The organism is Ruminococcus sp. OM04-4AA (genome assembly GCF_003462585.1).
Taxonomy (GTDB): domain Bacteria; phylum Bacillota; class Clostridia; order Lachnospirales; family Lachnospiraceae; genus Mediterraneibacter; species Mediterraneibacter faecis.
The window spans coordinates 14519-30815 of sequence record NZ_QTZH01000025.1; the positions used below are offsets into that span (position 1 = coordinate 14519).

General features: G+C 41.3%; 13 protein-coding genes. 10 read left to right on the top strand and 3 right to left on the bottom strand.

From position 1 onward, the window contains the following. Positions 1 to 84 precede the first annotated feature (84 nt). From DXB52_RS08810 to DXB52_RS08835, 6 genes are all read left to right on the top strand, one after another. Positions 85 to 1395 (top strand): bifunctional folylpolyglutamate synthase/dihydrofolate synthase, encoded by a 1311-nt coding sequence (locus DXB52_RS08810; RefSeq protein ID WP_227159809.1) that lies wholly within the window; start codon positions 85 to 87, stop codon positions 1393 to 1395. A gap of 24 nt (positions 1396 to 1419) precedes the next feature. Continuing rightward, entirely contained in the window at positions 1420 to 1974 is a 555-nt protein-coding gene (gene folE, locus DXB52_RS08815) for a GTP cyclohydrolase I FolE (protein WP_472520057.1), read from the top strand. A 31-nt stretch (positions 1975 to 2005) separates the two neighbouring features. Beyond that, positions 2006 to 2512 carry an HD domain-containing protein gene (locus DXB52_RS08820; protein ID WP_330362767.1) on the top strand — a complete coding sequence of 169 codons (507 nt, stop codon included), beginning with the start codon at positions 2006 to 2008 and terminating at the stop codon, positions 2510 to 2512. Continuing rightward, positions 2509 to 3324 (top strand): dihydropteroate synthase, encoded by an 816-nt coding sequence (gene folP / locus DXB52_RS08825; protein ID WP_118106989.1) that lies wholly within the window; start codon positions 2509 to 2511, stop codon positions 3322 to 3324. The genes DXB52_RS08820 and folP overlap by 4 nt, the downstream gene beginning before the upstream one ends. Positions 3325 to 3331: 7 nt before the next feature. Continuing rightward, positions 3332 to 4168 (top strand): 2-amino-4-hydroxy-6-hydroxymethyldihydropteridine diphosphokinase, encoded by an 837-nt coding sequence (gene folK, locus DXB52_RS08830; RefSeq protein WP_117834983.1) that lies wholly within the window; start codon positions 3332 to 3334, stop codon positions 4166 to 4168. A 129-nt stretch (positions 4169 to 4297) separates the two neighbouring features. Continuing rightward, entirely contained in the window at positions 4298 to 5680 is a 1383-nt protein-coding gene (locus DXB52_RS08835; protein ID WP_015527871.1) for an NCS2 family permease, read from the top strand. A 122-nt stretch (positions 5681 to 5802) separates the two neighbouring features. Here DXB52_RS08835 and aroA read toward each other — a convergent pair whose 3' ends face one another. Further along, positions 5803 to 7101 (bottom strand): 3-phosphoshikimate 1-carboxyvinyltransferase, encoded by a 1299-nt coding sequence (gene aroA, locus DXB52_RS08840; RefSeq protein WP_118106991.1) that lies wholly within the window; start codon positions 7099 to 7101, stop codon positions 5803 to 5805. 23 nt (positions 7102 to 7124) lie between these two features. After that, positions 7125 to 8222, bottom strand: a complete 1098-nt coding sequence (locus DXB52_RS08845; RefSeq protein ID WP_118106993.1) for a prephenate dehydrogenase — start codon at positions 8220 to 8222, stop codon at positions 7125 to 7127. 296 nt (positions 8223 to 8518) lie between these two features. Between DXB52_RS08845 and DXB52_RS08850 the strand changes: the two genes are divergently transcribed. From DXB52_RS08850 to DXB52_RS08865, 4 genes are all read left to right on the top strand, one after another. Beyond that, a complete protein-coding gene (locus DXB52_RS08850) occupies positions 8519 to 10594 on the top strand; it encodes an elongation factor G (protein WP_015527874.1) in 2076 nt (691 codons plus the stop codon). Between the two features lie 282 nt (positions 10595 to 10876). Next, positions 10877 to 12235: a Trk system potassium transporter TrkA gene (trkA, locus tag DXB52_RS08855; RefSeq protein ID WP_015527875.1), complete on the top strand. Its 1359-nt coding sequence runs from the start codon at positions 10877 to 10879 to the stop codon at positions 12233 to 12235. Between the two features lie 46 nt (positions 12236 to 12281). Beyond that, positions 12282 to 13691, top strand: a complete 1410-nt coding sequence (locus tag DXB52_RS08860) for a TrkH family potassium uptake protein (protein ID WP_330663375.1) — start codon at positions 12282 to 12284, stop codon at positions 13689 to 13691. Between the two features lie 207 nt (positions 13692 to 13898). Beyond that, positions 13899 to 15401 (top strand): CvpA family protein, encoded by a 1503-nt coding sequence (locus tag DXB52_RS08865; protein ID WP_472520053.1) that lies wholly within the window; start codon positions 13899 to 13901, stop codon positions 15399 to 15401. Between the two features lie 347 nt (positions 15402 to 15748). Here DXB52_RS08865 and DXB52_RS08870 read toward each other — a convergent pair whose 3' ends face one another. Then, positions 15749 to 16168, bottom strand: a complete 420-nt coding sequence (locus tag DXB52_RS08870) for a hypothetical protein (protein ID WP_020435926.1) — start codon at positions 16166 to 16168, stop codon at positions 15749 to 15751. Positions 16169 to 16297 lie beyond the last annotated feature (129 nt).

The following is a 16297-nucleotide window of genomic DNA, read 5'->3' on the forward strand; positions in this document are numbered from 1 at the left end:
ACTTTGTTAGAACTTGTTAGAAAGATAGAATAGTGGTATTATAAGACTGTTTGATTAGAAAAAAGAATAGAGAGGGAACAAAACGTGACCTATAAAGAAGCAAGGGTATATTTGGACGAGATGTCGAAATACGGAAGTGTACTTGGCTTAGATACGATTCGAGGTCTGTTGCGTGAGCTTGGGAATCCACAGGATGACTTAAAGTTTATACACATTGCAGGAACGAATGGCAAGGGATCTGTGCTTGCATACACTTCAACAATATTAAGTGAGGCAGGATACAGAACCGGGCGCTATGTCTCACCGACAGTAATCTCTTATCTGGAGCGGATTCAGATTGACGGAACATGGATTTCGGAAGATGAATTTGCAGAATTGACAGAGAATGTAAAAGAAGCTATTGCCCGGATGGAGGCGGCCGGAGAGGAATCTCCGACAGTCTTTGAAGCAGAAACGGCAATAGCTTTTCTGTATTTTAAGAAGAAAAAATGTGATCTGGTCGTACTGGAGTCCGGTCTTGGAGGAATTCTGGATGCAACGAACATCATCGGAGCACCGGTGTGTGCAGCGTTTGCAACGATCAGTGTGGATCATCTTGGTGTGATCGGAGATTCGTTGGAAGAGATTGCGCAGAACAAGGCTGGAATTATTAAGCCTGGATGTGCAGTAGTATCTGCGAAGCAGAAAGAAAATGTTCGGGAGATTCTGAAAAAAACTGCAGAAGAAAAAGGCTGTCCTTTCACAGAAGCACAGCCTGAACAGATGATGATTTTTGAAGATTCCTACCACGGAATTACATTTTCTTATAAAGAATATGAAAAGATGCATAGTCCGCTTGCAGGCCAGTGCCAGAGAGAGAATCTTGCAACAGCGCTCGAAGTTATCCGCTGTCTGAACAGATTGGGGTATCGAGTTACAGAAGCGCAGGTGCGAGAGGGGCTTTCAAAGACGAGATGGACAGGACGGTTTACCTGCCTGTCAGAGTCCCCGTTATTTTTCGTAGACGGAGCGCATAATGAAGACGCAGCATTAAAGCTGAAAGTGACGGTAGAACGTTATTTTTCGGATTATAAGAAAATCTTTATCATGGGAGTCTTTAAAGATAAAGAATATGAGAAAATCACATCTATTCTTTGCCCGTTGGCAGAAAGTATATATACTGTTAGTCTTCCAAATAAGGAGAGGACGCTTCCGGCAGAAAAGCTGGCAGAAGTAGTGAAGAAACATTGTCAGAAAGTGAAAGCTGAACAGACCATCGAAACAGCTGTTGAGGATGCAAGTAAAGAGGCAATGACCCAAGGCAAGGATATTGCGCAGAAAACTGTGATTCTTGCATGCGGATCCCTGTCTTATCTTGGAGAGGTTCAGCGGATCGTGTTGAATAACCGGCAGTGAGATATAGGAGAGAAATATAAAATGATAGATCATGAAAAAGTAGAACAGGCAGTCCGTCTTTTGTTGGAAGGAATCGGTGAAGATGTGAACCGCGAAGGTCTTATAGATACACCTGACAGGATCGCCAGAATGTATGAAGAGATATATGGTGGAATGGAAGAAGATGCGGGAGTTCATCTTATGAAGACATTTACGGTAGAAAGCAGTGAGATGGTGATAGAGAAAGATATTACATTCTATTCAACCTGTGAGCATCATCTACTTCCATTTTATGGAAAAGCACATATAGCCTATATTCCGGATGGAAAAGTCGTAGGACTGAGCAAACTTGCGCGCACGGTTGAAGTATTCGCCAGACGACTTCAGCTGCAGGAACAGCTGACAGGACAGATTGCAGATGCATTGATGGAGTATATGCAGCCGAAAGGTGCTCTGGTTATGGTGGAAGCAGAGCATATGTGTATGACAATGCGTGGAATCAAGAAACCGGGAAGCCAGACAGTTACATTGGCACGAAGAGGTGTGTTTGAGACAGACCCGACATTAGAAGAAAGATTCTTCCGTATGCTTGGAAGATAAAGAATACGTAAAGGAAAAGAAGTGAACAGACTTGAAACAGGAAAATATGTATCGGTTAAATGAAGTGGTCCATCACTGGATCTATCAGGATTATTATGGAAGAATCAAGCGGTTAGAGAAGGAGCGTATCTTTTGCTGTCATCAGATGACACATCTTCTGGATGTAGCAAGGATCGCATATATTAAAAATCTGGAAGAGAACCTTGGGTTTGAGAAAGATGTGATCTATACAGCAGCAGTACTTCATGACATTGGAAAATCATTTCAATATAAATGGACAATTCCGCATGAAGTAGCTGGGGAAAAGATTGCAAAAGAGATTTTAACAACATTACCTGAAGATGCACAGTTTACAGAAGAGGAACAGCAGCAGATTCTTTTGGCTATCCGTGGTCATCGTAGAAAACATGAGGGAATGGAACCGATTGAGGAATTGTTTTATGATAGTGACAAACGCTCGCGTATGTGCCATTCCTGTCCGGCACAGAAACAGTGTAACTGGACGGAAGAAGAGAAGAATATGGAGATAGAGATATGAGAATTGGCGGAAAAGAATTTGACCTGAAAAAAAATACCTATATCATGGGAATTCTGAATGTAACACCGGATTCCTTTTCTGACGGAGGAAGATACGACGGACTGGATCGTGCGATCGAACATGCGAAGCAGATGATTCAGGAAGGCGTGGACATCATTGATGTCGGTGGAGAATCAACTCGTCCGGGACATGTACAGATTACAGAAGAGGAAGAAATTGCTCGTGTTGTTCCGGTTATCAAGAAACTGAAAGAAGAGTTTGATATTCCGGTATCGATCGATACTTATAAAAGTGCAGTTGCAGCAGCGGCAATCGAGGCGGGCGCAGATCTTGTAAATGATATCTGGGGATTGAAATATGATCCGGAGATGGCAGGATTGATCGCAAGAACAGGAGTAGCCTGCTGTCTGATGCACAATCGTGACAATACGGATTATCAGAATTTCCTTGCAGATTTTATGAGTGATATGAGAGAATGTGTTGAGCTTGCAAAGAATGCAGGAATTGCGGATGATAAGATCATTCTTGATCCGGGAGTAGGATTTGGTAAGACATATGAGATGAACCTCGAAATCATTGATAAACTTGAAATCATGAAAGAACTTGGATATCCGGTACTTCTTGGAACTTCAAGAAAATCAGTGATCGGTCTGACACTGGATCTTCCGGTAGAAGAACGTGAAGAGGGAACGATGGTTACAACAGTTTACGGAGTGCAGAAGGGTTGTGCATTTGTCCGTGTTCATGATGTGGAGAAGAATAAGAGAGCAATCCGTATGACAAGAGCATTAATGAGAGAACATGAGGTATAGGGGACAGATGCAGAAGAAGTTCGATGAAATCAGAATTGAAGATTTGGAAGTGTTTGCAAATCATGGTGTGTTTCCGGAGGAAAATACATTAGGACAGAAGTTTGTTGTCTCAGCAGTGCTTTTTACAGATACCAGGATGGCGGGAAAAACAGATGATCTGACAGCGTCCATCCACTACGGAGAAGTCAGTGCATTTATTACTGAATTTTTACAGAAAAACACCTATCAGTTATTAGAACGTGCAGCGGAAGAACTGGCTGAAGCGTTGCTTCTTGAGTGGGACAGAATAGAAAGAGTATCTCTGGAGATTAAGAAACCATGGGCTCCTGTTCGACTGCCGCTAAAAACAGTTAGTGTAAAGATTGAACGTGAATGGCACACAGCTTATATTGCATTAGGATCGAACATTGGAGATAGCAAGTCATATCTGGATTATGCGGTGAAAGCATTGAATAAACTTCCGACGAGTCAAGTTGAGATCGTATCTGAATACCTTGTGACACCACCATATGGAGTGACAGATCAGCCTGATTTCCTGAACGGCTGCCTGAAACTTCGCACGTTGCTTTATCCATATGAGCTTTTAGCTGAATTGAACAGAATCGAGAAAGAAGCAGGAAGAGAGCGAATCATTCATTGGGGACCGAGAACGCTTGACCTTGATATTATATTTTATGACGATCTCGTTCTTGAAGAAGTAGATCTGTGTATTCCGCATGTAGAGATGCACAAGAGAAAATTTGTGCTGGAGCCGTTGGGAGAGATTGCTCCGTATAAGCGTCATCCGATCAATGGAAAAAGAGTTTGTGAGATGCTTGCTGAATTGAATGAAAATGAGAATTAATCGAATTATTAAAAAGGCTTATTACCAGTTATCATAAAAGGTGATAAGCCTTTTGGATGTAAAGTGTGAAGAAATATGTTACAATAACCGAGGTTATAAAAAGGACCTAGAGGGAAAGGAGAGGGCGAAATGTTAGAAAAAATATTTAAGCTTTCTGAAAACAAAACAGATGTAAAAACTGAAATTCTTGCCGGAATTACGACATTCATGACTATGGCGTATATCCTGGCGGTGAATCCGAGTATCCTGTCGGCGGCAGGAATGGATTCAGGTGCAGTATTTACTGCAACAGCATTAGCTGCATTTATAGGAACACTTCTCATGGCTGCACTTGCGAATTATCCATTTGCACTGGCACCGGGAATGGGACTGAATGCATACTTTGCCTATACAGTTGTTATCGGTATGGGATACAGTTGGGAATACGCATTGACTGCAGTATTTGCAGAAGGTATTATCTTTATCCTTCTGTCTGTAACAAATGTACGTGAGGCAATCTTTAATGCAATTCCGAAGAATCTGAAATCTGCAGTTAGTGTAGGAATCGGTTTATTTATCGCATTTGTAGGTCTCCAGAATGCACATATCGTTATGGGTGGTGCTACATTAGTTGAATTGTTCTCTTTAGATGGATATAATCAGCTGAATGGTGTGAGTGCAACAATGAACGATATCGGAATCACAGTTATTCTTGCGCTTGTTGGAATTTTGATCACTGGAATTCTTGTAATCAAGAATGTGAAAGGAAATATTCTTTGGGGTATTTTGATCACATGGGCAATCGGTATTGTTTGTCAGTTCGCAGGAATTTATGTTCCGAATGCAGAAGTTGGATGCTTCAGCCTGCTTCCGGATTTCAGTCACGGATTATCTATTCCAAGTATTACACCGATTTTCTGTAAACTTCAGTTTAAGGGAATCTTTACTTTGGACTTTGTTGTAATCCTTTGTGCGTTCTTATTTGTCGATCTGTTTGATACGATCGGAACACTTGTAGGAGTTTCTTCAAAGGCAGGAATGCTTGACGAAGAAGGAAAACTTCCAAAGATCAAAGGAGCGCTTCTTGCAGATGCACTTGCAACAACAGCGGGAGCTGTTCTTGGAACATCAACAACTACAACATTCGTAGAGAGTGCTTCAGGAGTATCTGAGGGAGGAAGAACAGGTCTTACAGCAGTGACAACAGCAATCCTGTTTGGTCTTGCATTGTTCCTGTCACCGATTTTCCTTGCAATCCCATCATTTGCCACAGCACCGGCATTGATCATTGTAGGACTTTACATGCTGACGAATATTACAAACATTGATTTCGATGATCTGTCAGAAGCAATTCCTTGTTATGTATGTATCATTGCAATGCCATTCTTCTATAGTATTTCAGAAGGAATCTCAATGGGAATCATCACATATGTGGTTCTGAATCTGTTAACAGGAAAAGCAAAAGAGAAGAAACTAAGTCTTCTGATGTATATTTTAGCAATTCTGTTTGTTTTGAAATATGCATTCCTATAAATGGGATTGAATGACGTCAGAAAGATATCAAAATAAAAATAGAAAAAATCAAGAGCTGGACAGAAGTATATTGAAAACTTCTGTTCAGCTCTTTGTGGTTGAAAAATGTCTGAGCAACTCTTTTAGAGCAGTTGCTCAAAGGTGTCATAAAATGTTGGGTAAGACACATCTACGCATTTACTGTCAAGAATCTTTGTAGTACCTTCTGCAACAAGTGCAGCAATACTGAATGCCATTGCAATTCTGTGGTCTAACAAAGTATGAATAGAAGCACCGTGAAGAGGTCTTCCGCCATTGATGATCATTCCGTCTTCAGTAGGTGTTACATCACAGCCCATTGCTTTCAGATTATCTGTTACAGTCTCAATACGATCAGTTTCTTTGACTTTCAGTTCGGCAGCATCTTTGATTATAGTAGTACCTTCCGCCATGGCTGCCATAACTGCAATAACCGGAATCTCATCGATCAAAGTTGGGATGATGTCTCCTTCAATTGTAGTTCCATGCAGTCTACTTGTGCGGACAAGAACATCTGCAATTCTTTCCCCACCTTCTGTACGTTCGTTAAGGAGGGTGATATCACCACCCATATCTTCACATACTCTCAAGATTCCTGCACGTGTCGGGTTGATTCCTACATTTTCTACAAGAATTTCAGAATCAGGGACGATCAGTCCGGCAGCAATGAAATAAGCAGCGGAAGAGATGTCTCCCGGAACTGTGATTTTCTGTCCGTAAAGTTCTTCACAAGGACGGATGATAGCGGTTGCTTTGGAAGAACCAATCTCAAAAGTAGAGCGGATATTTGCACCGAATTCTTTCAGCATTAATTCTGTATGGTTTCTGGAAAGACTCGGTTCTGTGACAGAGGTCTCTCCATCTGCGTAAAGACCGGCGAGCAGCAGACAGGATTTTACCTGCGCACTGGCAACCGGCGAATCATAATGGATTCCATGAAGCTGCGCAGGGGTAATATAAAGCGGGGCACATCCATTGCGGAGAATACTGGAAATATGTGCGCCCATCTGTGCCAATGGTTCAATGATTCTTTTCATTGGGCGGGAGTTCAGTGATTCATCTCCGGACAATTTAGAGTCAAACGGCTGTCCGGCGAGAATACCGGAAATCAGTCTCGTTGTTGTTCCGCTATTTCCCACATCAAGGATCTTCTCTGGAGCACTCAGTCCATGCAATCCCTTTCCGTGTACGATAACGGAAGAATAATCGCTCTCAACTTCAATCTCAATACCAAGCTCTCTGAAACAACGGATAGTCGCGAGACAGTCGGCACCAGAGAGAAAGTTGTGGATCTGCGTTGTTCCGTTTGCAATCGAGCCGAACATAATGCAGCGGTGGGAGATGGATTTGTCTCCCGGTATTGTAACTTTTCCTTTTAATCCTGTAATATTACATAATTCCATAATCTTATTCCTCATTTCTGCTATCAGACTTCATAGATGACATAGCGATATTTCTGCAAAAGTACAGAAGCTCTGTTTGCAGAATCTTCATCATAAAATTCAATACGAAGAACTCCTTCCTCGAATTCACGGTTGTGGATGATTCCGATATTCTTGATACTGATGTTATTACTTGCAAGAATTGTGGCAATCGTAGCAATTCCACCTGTTTCATCGATGATATCACAATAAAGTGCAAACTGCTTTTTGATCGGTCCTGCAGATCCGTTCGGCATGGAGTTCCTGTAATCTTTGGAATTCTCAAACAGAGCGTACAGGGCAGGTTCATTTCCTTCATCCACAAGATCCTTTGCATGTGAAAGAGCTTCAATATATTCACCTAAGATCTGGGAGATGTTCTCACTGTTTTTCAGACAGATCTGCTGCCACATGACCGGGGAGGAAGAAGCAATTCTCGTAATATCTTTAAATCCCCCTGCGGCCAACGCTTTCATCATACCTTCCTTTGAATCCGTATCATGTACAAAATTCACAAGTGTGGATGCAATAATATGCGGCAGGTGGCTGATCGTTCCGGTAATATGATCATGCTCGTGGTAATCCAAAATAACAGGAAGAGCTTTTAATGATGAAACAAAGTTTTTGTAAGCATCCACTTTTTCTTCCGCTACTTTAGCAGAAAGAGTCAGGATATAGTATGCATTTTCAATCAAATGAGCTTTGGAATTCATAAATCCACTCTTCTCAGAACCAGCCATCGGATGTCCGCCAATGAAATTCGCTTCCATTCCCAGACGGATCACCTCTTCGTGGATGGAAGTCTTCACGCTTCCAACATCTGTGAGAATACAGTTTTCATCCAGGAGATCTTTCAGCTGGGAAAGATAGGCTGCATTGTAAGTGACCGGTGCACAGAGGAAAATGTAGTTACATCCCCTGAAATTGTCATCAATGGATGAACAGGAAGTATGAATCGTGCCTTCCTGTATTGCCAGTGCAAGGGATTCTTTATTTTTATCGAATGCGATGATGTCGTAATCCGGATAATACTGGCGGATTGCCTTCGCAATAGATCCGCCGATAAGTCCAAGTCCGATAAATCCAATTTTTTTAGCATTCATAGTTGTAAAATCCTTTCTGTTGTTGTGCAAAACATATCTTACTATTCAGAAATCTTAAGTCAGTAAGAAACATATATTCGTATTTTAACACTTTGCTCTGTAAAAGTAAATTATTATTCACAAATGCCTCTGGTTCTAATTTTTGACCAGATAACTTTGTGGATAAAAGTTAAAATTGTATAAATTGTAAAAAATAGTTGTAATTAATCTGAATATTTAGTACAATATACCCATGGTATGTATATCAACGACAGAAAATGATGTACATAATAGCTACATAACAAGGAGGCAGCAGTATGAAGGTTTACAGAACAGACGAAATCAGAAATGTGGTATTACTTGGTCATGGTGGAAGCGGAAAGACAAGTCTTGCAGAGGCGATGCTCTACGTATCAGGTGCAACGAATCGTATGGGAAAGATTTCCGAATCCAATACGGTGAGCGATTTTGATAAAGAGGAGCAGAAACGTGGATTTTCAATCAGCACAAGTCTGGTACCGATCGAGTGGGAGAAAGCGAAGATCAATATTCTTGACACACCGGGATATTTTGATTTTGTCGGAGAAGTAGAAGAGGCAGTCAGTGCAGCAGATGCAGCGGTTATCGTAGTATCTGGTAAGGCAGGAGTACAGGTTGGAACGGAAAAAGCATGGGAGCTTTGTGACAAATATAATCTGCCGAGAATGATCTATGTGACAGAGATGGATGTGGATGATGCAAGTTTCCGTCAGGTAGTAGCAGATCTGACAGAGAGATATGGAAAGAAAATCGCACCACATTTCCAGCCGATCCGTGAGAACGAGAAACTTGTAGGATACATTAATATTATTAAGAATGCCGGAAGAAGATATACAGGCATTGGACAGAGAGAAGAGTGCGAGATTCCGGATTACTGTATGCCGAACCTTGAGATTTTGAGAGATTCTCTTATGGAAGCTGTAGCAGAGACAAGTGAAGAGTTTATGGAGCGCTATTTTAATGGTGAGGAATTCTCTGTAGAAGAGATCCGTGCAGCCATGAGAACAGAAGTAATGGATGGGGATATCGTACCGGTTGCGATGGGATCCAATGTCCAGGCACAGGGAGTAGCCAACCTGCTTTCAGATATTGTTCGTTTCTTCCCGAGTCCGGATAAGAGAACCTGTGCAGGAATCAACCGCAGAACAAACGAGATCTTTGAAGCGAATTATGATTTCGCAAAAGCAAAATCAGCGTATGTATTTAAGACAATGGTGGATCCATTTATTGGAAAATACTCTTTTGTAAAGGTATGCTCCGGAGTACTTAAAGGAGATGATGTACTTTATAATGCAGACACAGACGCAGAAGAGAAACCAGGTAAACTTTATACCATGTGCGGAAGTAAGCCGAGCGAAGTGACAGAGCTTTTTGCAGGCGATATCGGAGCAATCGGTAAACTGACAAATACAAGAACAGGAGATACTCTTTCCGTAAAGGGAACACCGGTATCTTACGCAAAGACAGATTATTCTGTACCATATACATATATGAAGTATCGCGTAAAGAATAAAGGCGATGAAGATAAGGTATCACAGGCTCTTGCAAGAATGACAGCAGAAGATGTTACATTGAAAGCTGTGAATGACAGTGAGAACAGACAGTCTCTTCTTTATGGAATGGGTGAGCAGCACCTTGAGATCGTGGCAAGTAAACTGGCGGCAAGATATAAAGTAGAGATCACACTGGAGACACCAAAAGTTGCATTCCGTGAGACAATCCGTAAGAATTCTGACGTTGATTCCAAGTATAAGAAACAGAGCGGCGGACATGGACAGTACGGACATGTTAAGATGAAATTCGAACCGTCAGGTGATCTTGAAACTCCATTTGTATTCGAAGAATGTGTCGTTGGAGGAGCAGTTCCGAAGAACTACTTCCCGGCAGTAGAGAAAGGTCTGCAGGAATCTGTAGTGAAAGGACCTCTTGCCGGATATCCGGTAGTTGGTGTGAAAGCTACTTTATACGACGGATCCTATCATCCGGTAGACTCTTCAGAGATGGCATTTAAGACAGCTACGATCCAGGCATTCAAGAAAGGATTCATGGAGGCATCTCCGGTACTTCTTGAACCAATCGCATCCCTGAAAGTTACAGTTCCGGATGATTACACAGGAGATATCATGGGAGACCTGAACAAACGCAGAGGACGTGTGCTTGGCATGATACCGGTAGCTGGAGGGAAGCAGGTTATTGAAGCAGATATTCCAATGACAGGACTGTTTGGCTATTGCACAACACTTCGCTCCATGACAGGTGGAAGAGGATCTTACGAATATACATTTGCAAGATATGAGCAGGCTCCATCTGATGTACAGGAGAAAGAAATTGCTGCAAGAGCAGAAGAAGCATAATTAAAGATTCAGGCAATATAAAGAGTGTGTTATCCGGCTGATAAAAAGGAGTGGATAGCACGCTCTTATTGCTTGTTTTAGAAAAAAACGGTAACATTGTATTTCACAAAAAAATCACAAGTTTGCGAATATGGTTGTACTTTCAAAACAAAGGTGCTATAATTCATCTGCCTGTCTACATTAGACAGGTATGTTATTGTTTATGAAATCCTGTGAACAGTGACATAAAGTGACTGTGTAGAGCAGTTATAACATTATTATAATAATATGAGGGATAGGAAAATGAGGATTATTATTATCGGTGACGGAAAGGTTGGTTACAAGCTTGCCAAGCAACTTTCCGCCGAGAAATACGACATTGTAATGATTGACAGTAATGAGAATAAGTTGAGATTTGCTATGGATCGTCTGGATATCGCCTGCGTGACGGGAGATGGCGCAGACGCAGAAGTACTTAAACAGGCAGATGTGGCGCATGCTGATCTGGTGATTGCCTGTACATCAGCAGATGAATGCAATATGTTAAGCTGTCTGATCGCCAGAAAATTAGGTGCAAGACATACGATTGCCCGTGTGCGTAATCCGATTTATTATCGTCAGATCGGACTTCTGAAAGAAGATCTGCATCTTAGCATGGCTGTAAACCCGGAACTTATCGTGGCAGATGAGATTAGCAGACTTCTGCTCTTCCCGGATGCGAGTCAGGTGGAGACTTTTGTAAAGGGACGTGTAGAATTGATTGAATTACCGGTTGCGGAGGGAAGTAGCCTGGCAGGGTTAAGCCTTGCGGAAATGTATAACCGGTTCCAGATCCGTCTGCTTGTCTGTGCAGTGGAACACGGAGATGAAGTTCGGATTCCGGATGGAGAATACAGGATGCGTGCAGGAGACCGTCTGCATATTGCGGCATCTCATAAAGATTTAGAGGCATTTTTTAAAGCAAATGGAAAGCGTAAGGACAAAATCAAAAAAGTCATTATTTGTGGAGCCGGAAGAGTTGGTTACTATCTTGCACTTCAGCTTAGCACACTTGGTATGCAGGTGAAGATTATAGAACAGAATCGCCAAAGATGTGAAGAACTTTGCGAATTACTTCCAAAAGCAACCATCATTAATGGAGATGCAACAGATCACGACCTTCTTGTAGAAGAAGGGATTGATGAAGCGGATGCATTTGTTGCCCTGACAGGGATGGATGAAGAGAACATTATACTTTCTCTTTTTGCAAAGAGTCAGAATGTGGACAAAATTGTTACGAAAGTCAATGAAGACAGACGCGCACGTATGGTAGAAGACTTTGGAATTGATAGTATTGTTTCTGTTAAAACAGCTACAGCAGACGCAATCATGAGTTATGTCAGAGCGCGTAAAAACTCTCAGGGAAGTGCGAATGTTGAGACAATGTATCAATTGGTTGATGACAAAGTTGAAGCACTGGAATTTATTGTTAAGGCTGAGACAAATTATACAGGAATTCCACTGAAGAATCTCTCGTTGAAACCGAATAATCTGATTGCATGTATTGCAAGAAAACGTCAGATCATTCTTCCAAGCGGAGAGGATTGTATTCAGGTAGGAGATAATGTGATCATTATCACGATGGAAAAACGGATTGAAGATATTAAAGATATTTTAATGTAGGTGCAGCGCGATGAATAAGAAGATGATAATATATATTTTGGGGAAAATGATGGGAGTCGAAGGATTACTTCTTCTGATCCCAGCGTTGGTTTCCCTTATATATCATGAAAAAAGCGTAATTTCTTTTCTGATTGTAGCAGCAATCCTGCTCGCAATTTATATGGTGTTTGGAAGGAAACTTCCGGCTTCAAAGCAGATTTACGGAAAAGAAGGTTTTGTTATTGTTGGGCTTGCATGGATTTTATGGTCCGCATTCGGAGCACTTCCGTTTGTAATTTCGGGAAGTATTCCACATTATATTGATGCGCTTTTTGAGACGATTTCCGGTTTTACAACAACCGGATCTACAATCCTGGTAGATATCGAGGCTCTGCCAATGGGAATTTCCTTCTGGCGAAGCTTTACACACTGGATCGGTGGTATGGGAGTACTTGTATTTGTTATGATGATCACATCTTTGGATGATGAGAATGCAATGCCGCTCATGCGTGCGGAAGTACCGGGACCGGAGGCAGATAAGCTTGTACCAAAGGCAAGACATACGGCACGGATTTTGTATGGAATGTACTTTGTACTGACAGCAGCAGAAGTGGTTTTCCTGCTCTTTGGCGGAATGAACCTGTATGATGCACTTTTACATGCATTCAGTACTGCCGGAACGGGAGGATTTTCTAATAGAGCTGCAAGCGTCAGCTTCTACGACAGTGCATATATTGATGGTGTGATCACAGTATTTATGATTTTGTTTGGAATTAACTTTAACTTGTACTTTTTCATATTGCTCAAAGACTGGAAATCCATTCTGAAAAATGAAGAGCTGTGGGCATATCTTGGAATAGTAGGTGTGTCAATCGCTATAATCACAGGAAATATCCTCAAGATTTATGGAACGGTTGCACATGCATTCCGTTATGCATCTTTCCAGGTCGGTTCGATCATTACGACAACCGGATTTGCAACCGCAGATTATGACCAGTGGCCGGAACTCTCGAAATCAATATTATTGGCACTTATGTTTGTGGGAGCCTGTGCAGGATCCACCGGAGGAGGTATTAAAGTAAGCCGTTTGCTGATCATTGTGAAATCAATCCGCAGAGAAGTGCGTAAGATGTTACATCCGAACGCCGTTACAATCATCAAAGTCAATGGCAAAAAAATCGGACAGGATACATTGAAGAATGTAAATCTCTATCTGACGTGTTACATTATGATTCTGATCGTATCAATTTTACTTGTTTCTATTGATAATTTTGATTTTGCGACAACATTTAGTGGGGTACTCACAACGATGAGCAATGTAGGACCAGGTATTTCAAAGGTTGGTCCGGTGATGAATTTCCACCCATTCTCAGCATTATCCAAGCTGGTATTCTGCTTTGATATGCTGATTGGAAGATTAGAGATCTTCCCATACCTGCTTCTTCTTTCTCCGGAACTCTGGAGAAGAAGATTCTAGACGATTTTTGTTAATCATGTGCGGAAAAATTGGAATGAAATAGATTTTTTCGCACATTTTATTTTTATATATTAGAAAGCTTTCCTAATATATAAAAACGCTCCGCTAGGTGGCGCAAGCGACTGCCACAGACGCAAGAATGTGCTTGGCACATTCTTTGTTCTATGGTAAAATGAAAGAACCTTGTTGAAGAAAGGAAGAGGTGAGATGAACAAATTTAAAATGAAAGTGACAGCTGTCATAGGAGTGATTCTGTTGATTGGAATCTATTACTATGTGACACTCCCGGCAATCAATATTCATGCATCGGAATTCTGGATGTATCTTGTGGTGTTGGTCATTCTGGCAGCTGTGGTATTTATCAGAAAGAAAAATTTAAACCGTTACGACTGGAAAGAGTCAAAGGGATTAAAGGTGATTCTTGGAATCCTTGCGGTACTTGTGATCGCATATGTGGCAGGAACAGTTTTGTCTTCTCCGATTGTGAATGCGAAGAAGTATCAGGAACTTTTGACGGTGAAGAATGGAGAATTTACGAAAGATATCGAAGAATTATCTTTTGATCAGATTCCATTGCTTGATAAGGATTCAGCAGAGCTTCTTGGTGACAGGAAGATGGGAAGTATGGTAGATATGGTATCCCAGTTCGAGGTAGATGAACTGTATTCCCAGATTAACTATCAGGATCAGCCGGTGAGAGTTTCTCCTTTGAAATATGCCAGCGTGATCAAATGGTTTACGAACATGAGAGAAGGAATCCCGGCCTATATCAAGATTGATATGGCAACACAGAACACGGAACTCGTAAAACTGAGTGAAGGGATGAAGTACACGACAAGTGATCATTTTAACAGAAACATTTACCGTCATCTGAGATTTAACTATCCGACCTATATTTTTAGTGATCTGAGTTTTGAAATTGATGAAGACGGGGTTCCGTACTGGATTTGCCCGGTGAAGAAGTACAATATCGGATTATTCGGTGGAACAACAATCGGAAGAGTTGTACTTTGCAATGCAATCACAGGGGAGACGAAGGATTATGCAGTGGAGGATGTCCCACAGTGGGTTGACAGAGTATATTCCGCAGATCTGTTAGTTGAGCTTTATAATTATCACGGAACATTGAAACATGGTTTTTTTAATAGTGTATTGGGACAGAAAGATTGTCTGAATACAACTGACGGATACAATTATCTTGCAATCGATGATGATGTATGGGTATATACAGGTGTTACTTCAATTACCGGGGATCAGTCGAATGTAGGGTTTGTTCTGATGAATCAGAGAACAATGGAGACAAAGTTCTATGAGATCGAAGGAGCAACAGAGCGTTCGGCGATGTCTTCCGCAGAAGGACAGGTGCAGAATCTGCACTATATGGCAACATTCCCACTGCTCTTAAATATTTCCGGTGAACCGACCTATTTCATTGCACTGAAGGATGATGCCGGTCTGGTGAAGAAGTATGCGATGGTAAATGTACAGAAATATCAGATCGTTGCAATTGGAGACACGGTCAGTGAATGTGAGGATTCTTACACCAATCTGATGTATAAGAATGGGATCAAGACAGAAGCTGAGGATACAAGATCCGTAGAGACACTGACAGCTAAGATCACAAAGATCGCCCAGGGCGTTATAGATGGTGATTCTCATTATTATATCATGCTCGAGGTTCGGATGAGATCTTTGATGTATCTGTTGTAGATTTCATTGATATTATCCGGTTTAATGTCGGAGATGAAGTTACAGTTGAGTATAAGAAGGGGGAGCAGGTGGATACAGTTCTTTCCCTGAATGGAAAATCGAGTGAACAGATCAGCACAAAGGCTGAGAAAGAAGAACAGACAGAAGATACGGCAGGAGATTCTGCACAGACAGAATAAGAGAAAAGAGTAAAAAAAGAAGTAGAAGAATGTACCGCCCCCAAAAGTTAGACCAAAAAATCTAACGATTGGGAGGTCGGTACAAGCTGTACTTCTTTTTTAATTCTTGTAAATATTTAATTCAGACCCAAATCAGTTGAATCTTTCTGCATCTTACTTGTAATGTTCTTACAGAACTGTGCATCCAAGTGTGTCAACATCTGCGATCTCAGCCTTATCTGCGCTGACGCTGAGGTAGAAGTCAATCTTGGCATCTTCGGAAATCTTATTTAATTTCTCGATGAATGTCGGAAGACTTTCTAATGTGATATTAGCCTGCTTTAAGATACTGTCGATGAAAACAGCTTCGATATCATGATTGCCAGCAGCCATACCATAGAGGAAACCTACGAATTCTTCTAAGGTAAGGATGTCAGGATAATCAGCCATCTTGATGACACGGATATTGAAATCTACAGAATAAGTGTCTTTGCTGCTCCTTTTAATAAATACGACGTTACCGGAAGAAGTCTTAACCTTCTCGTTTGCAAGATCGATCATCTGCTGTGTTTTTCCGCTGCCTCTTGGGCCTGTGATTAAATTTACCATGGCGAATCTCTCCTTTATGTAAGTGTGTATAATGTTTGAGATTTTCTCACCTCTCAAATATTTATAAATTCATTATACACTAAAGATATGTGAGTAACAACTAAAAAAGTGTTAAAATTTGAAAAAGTT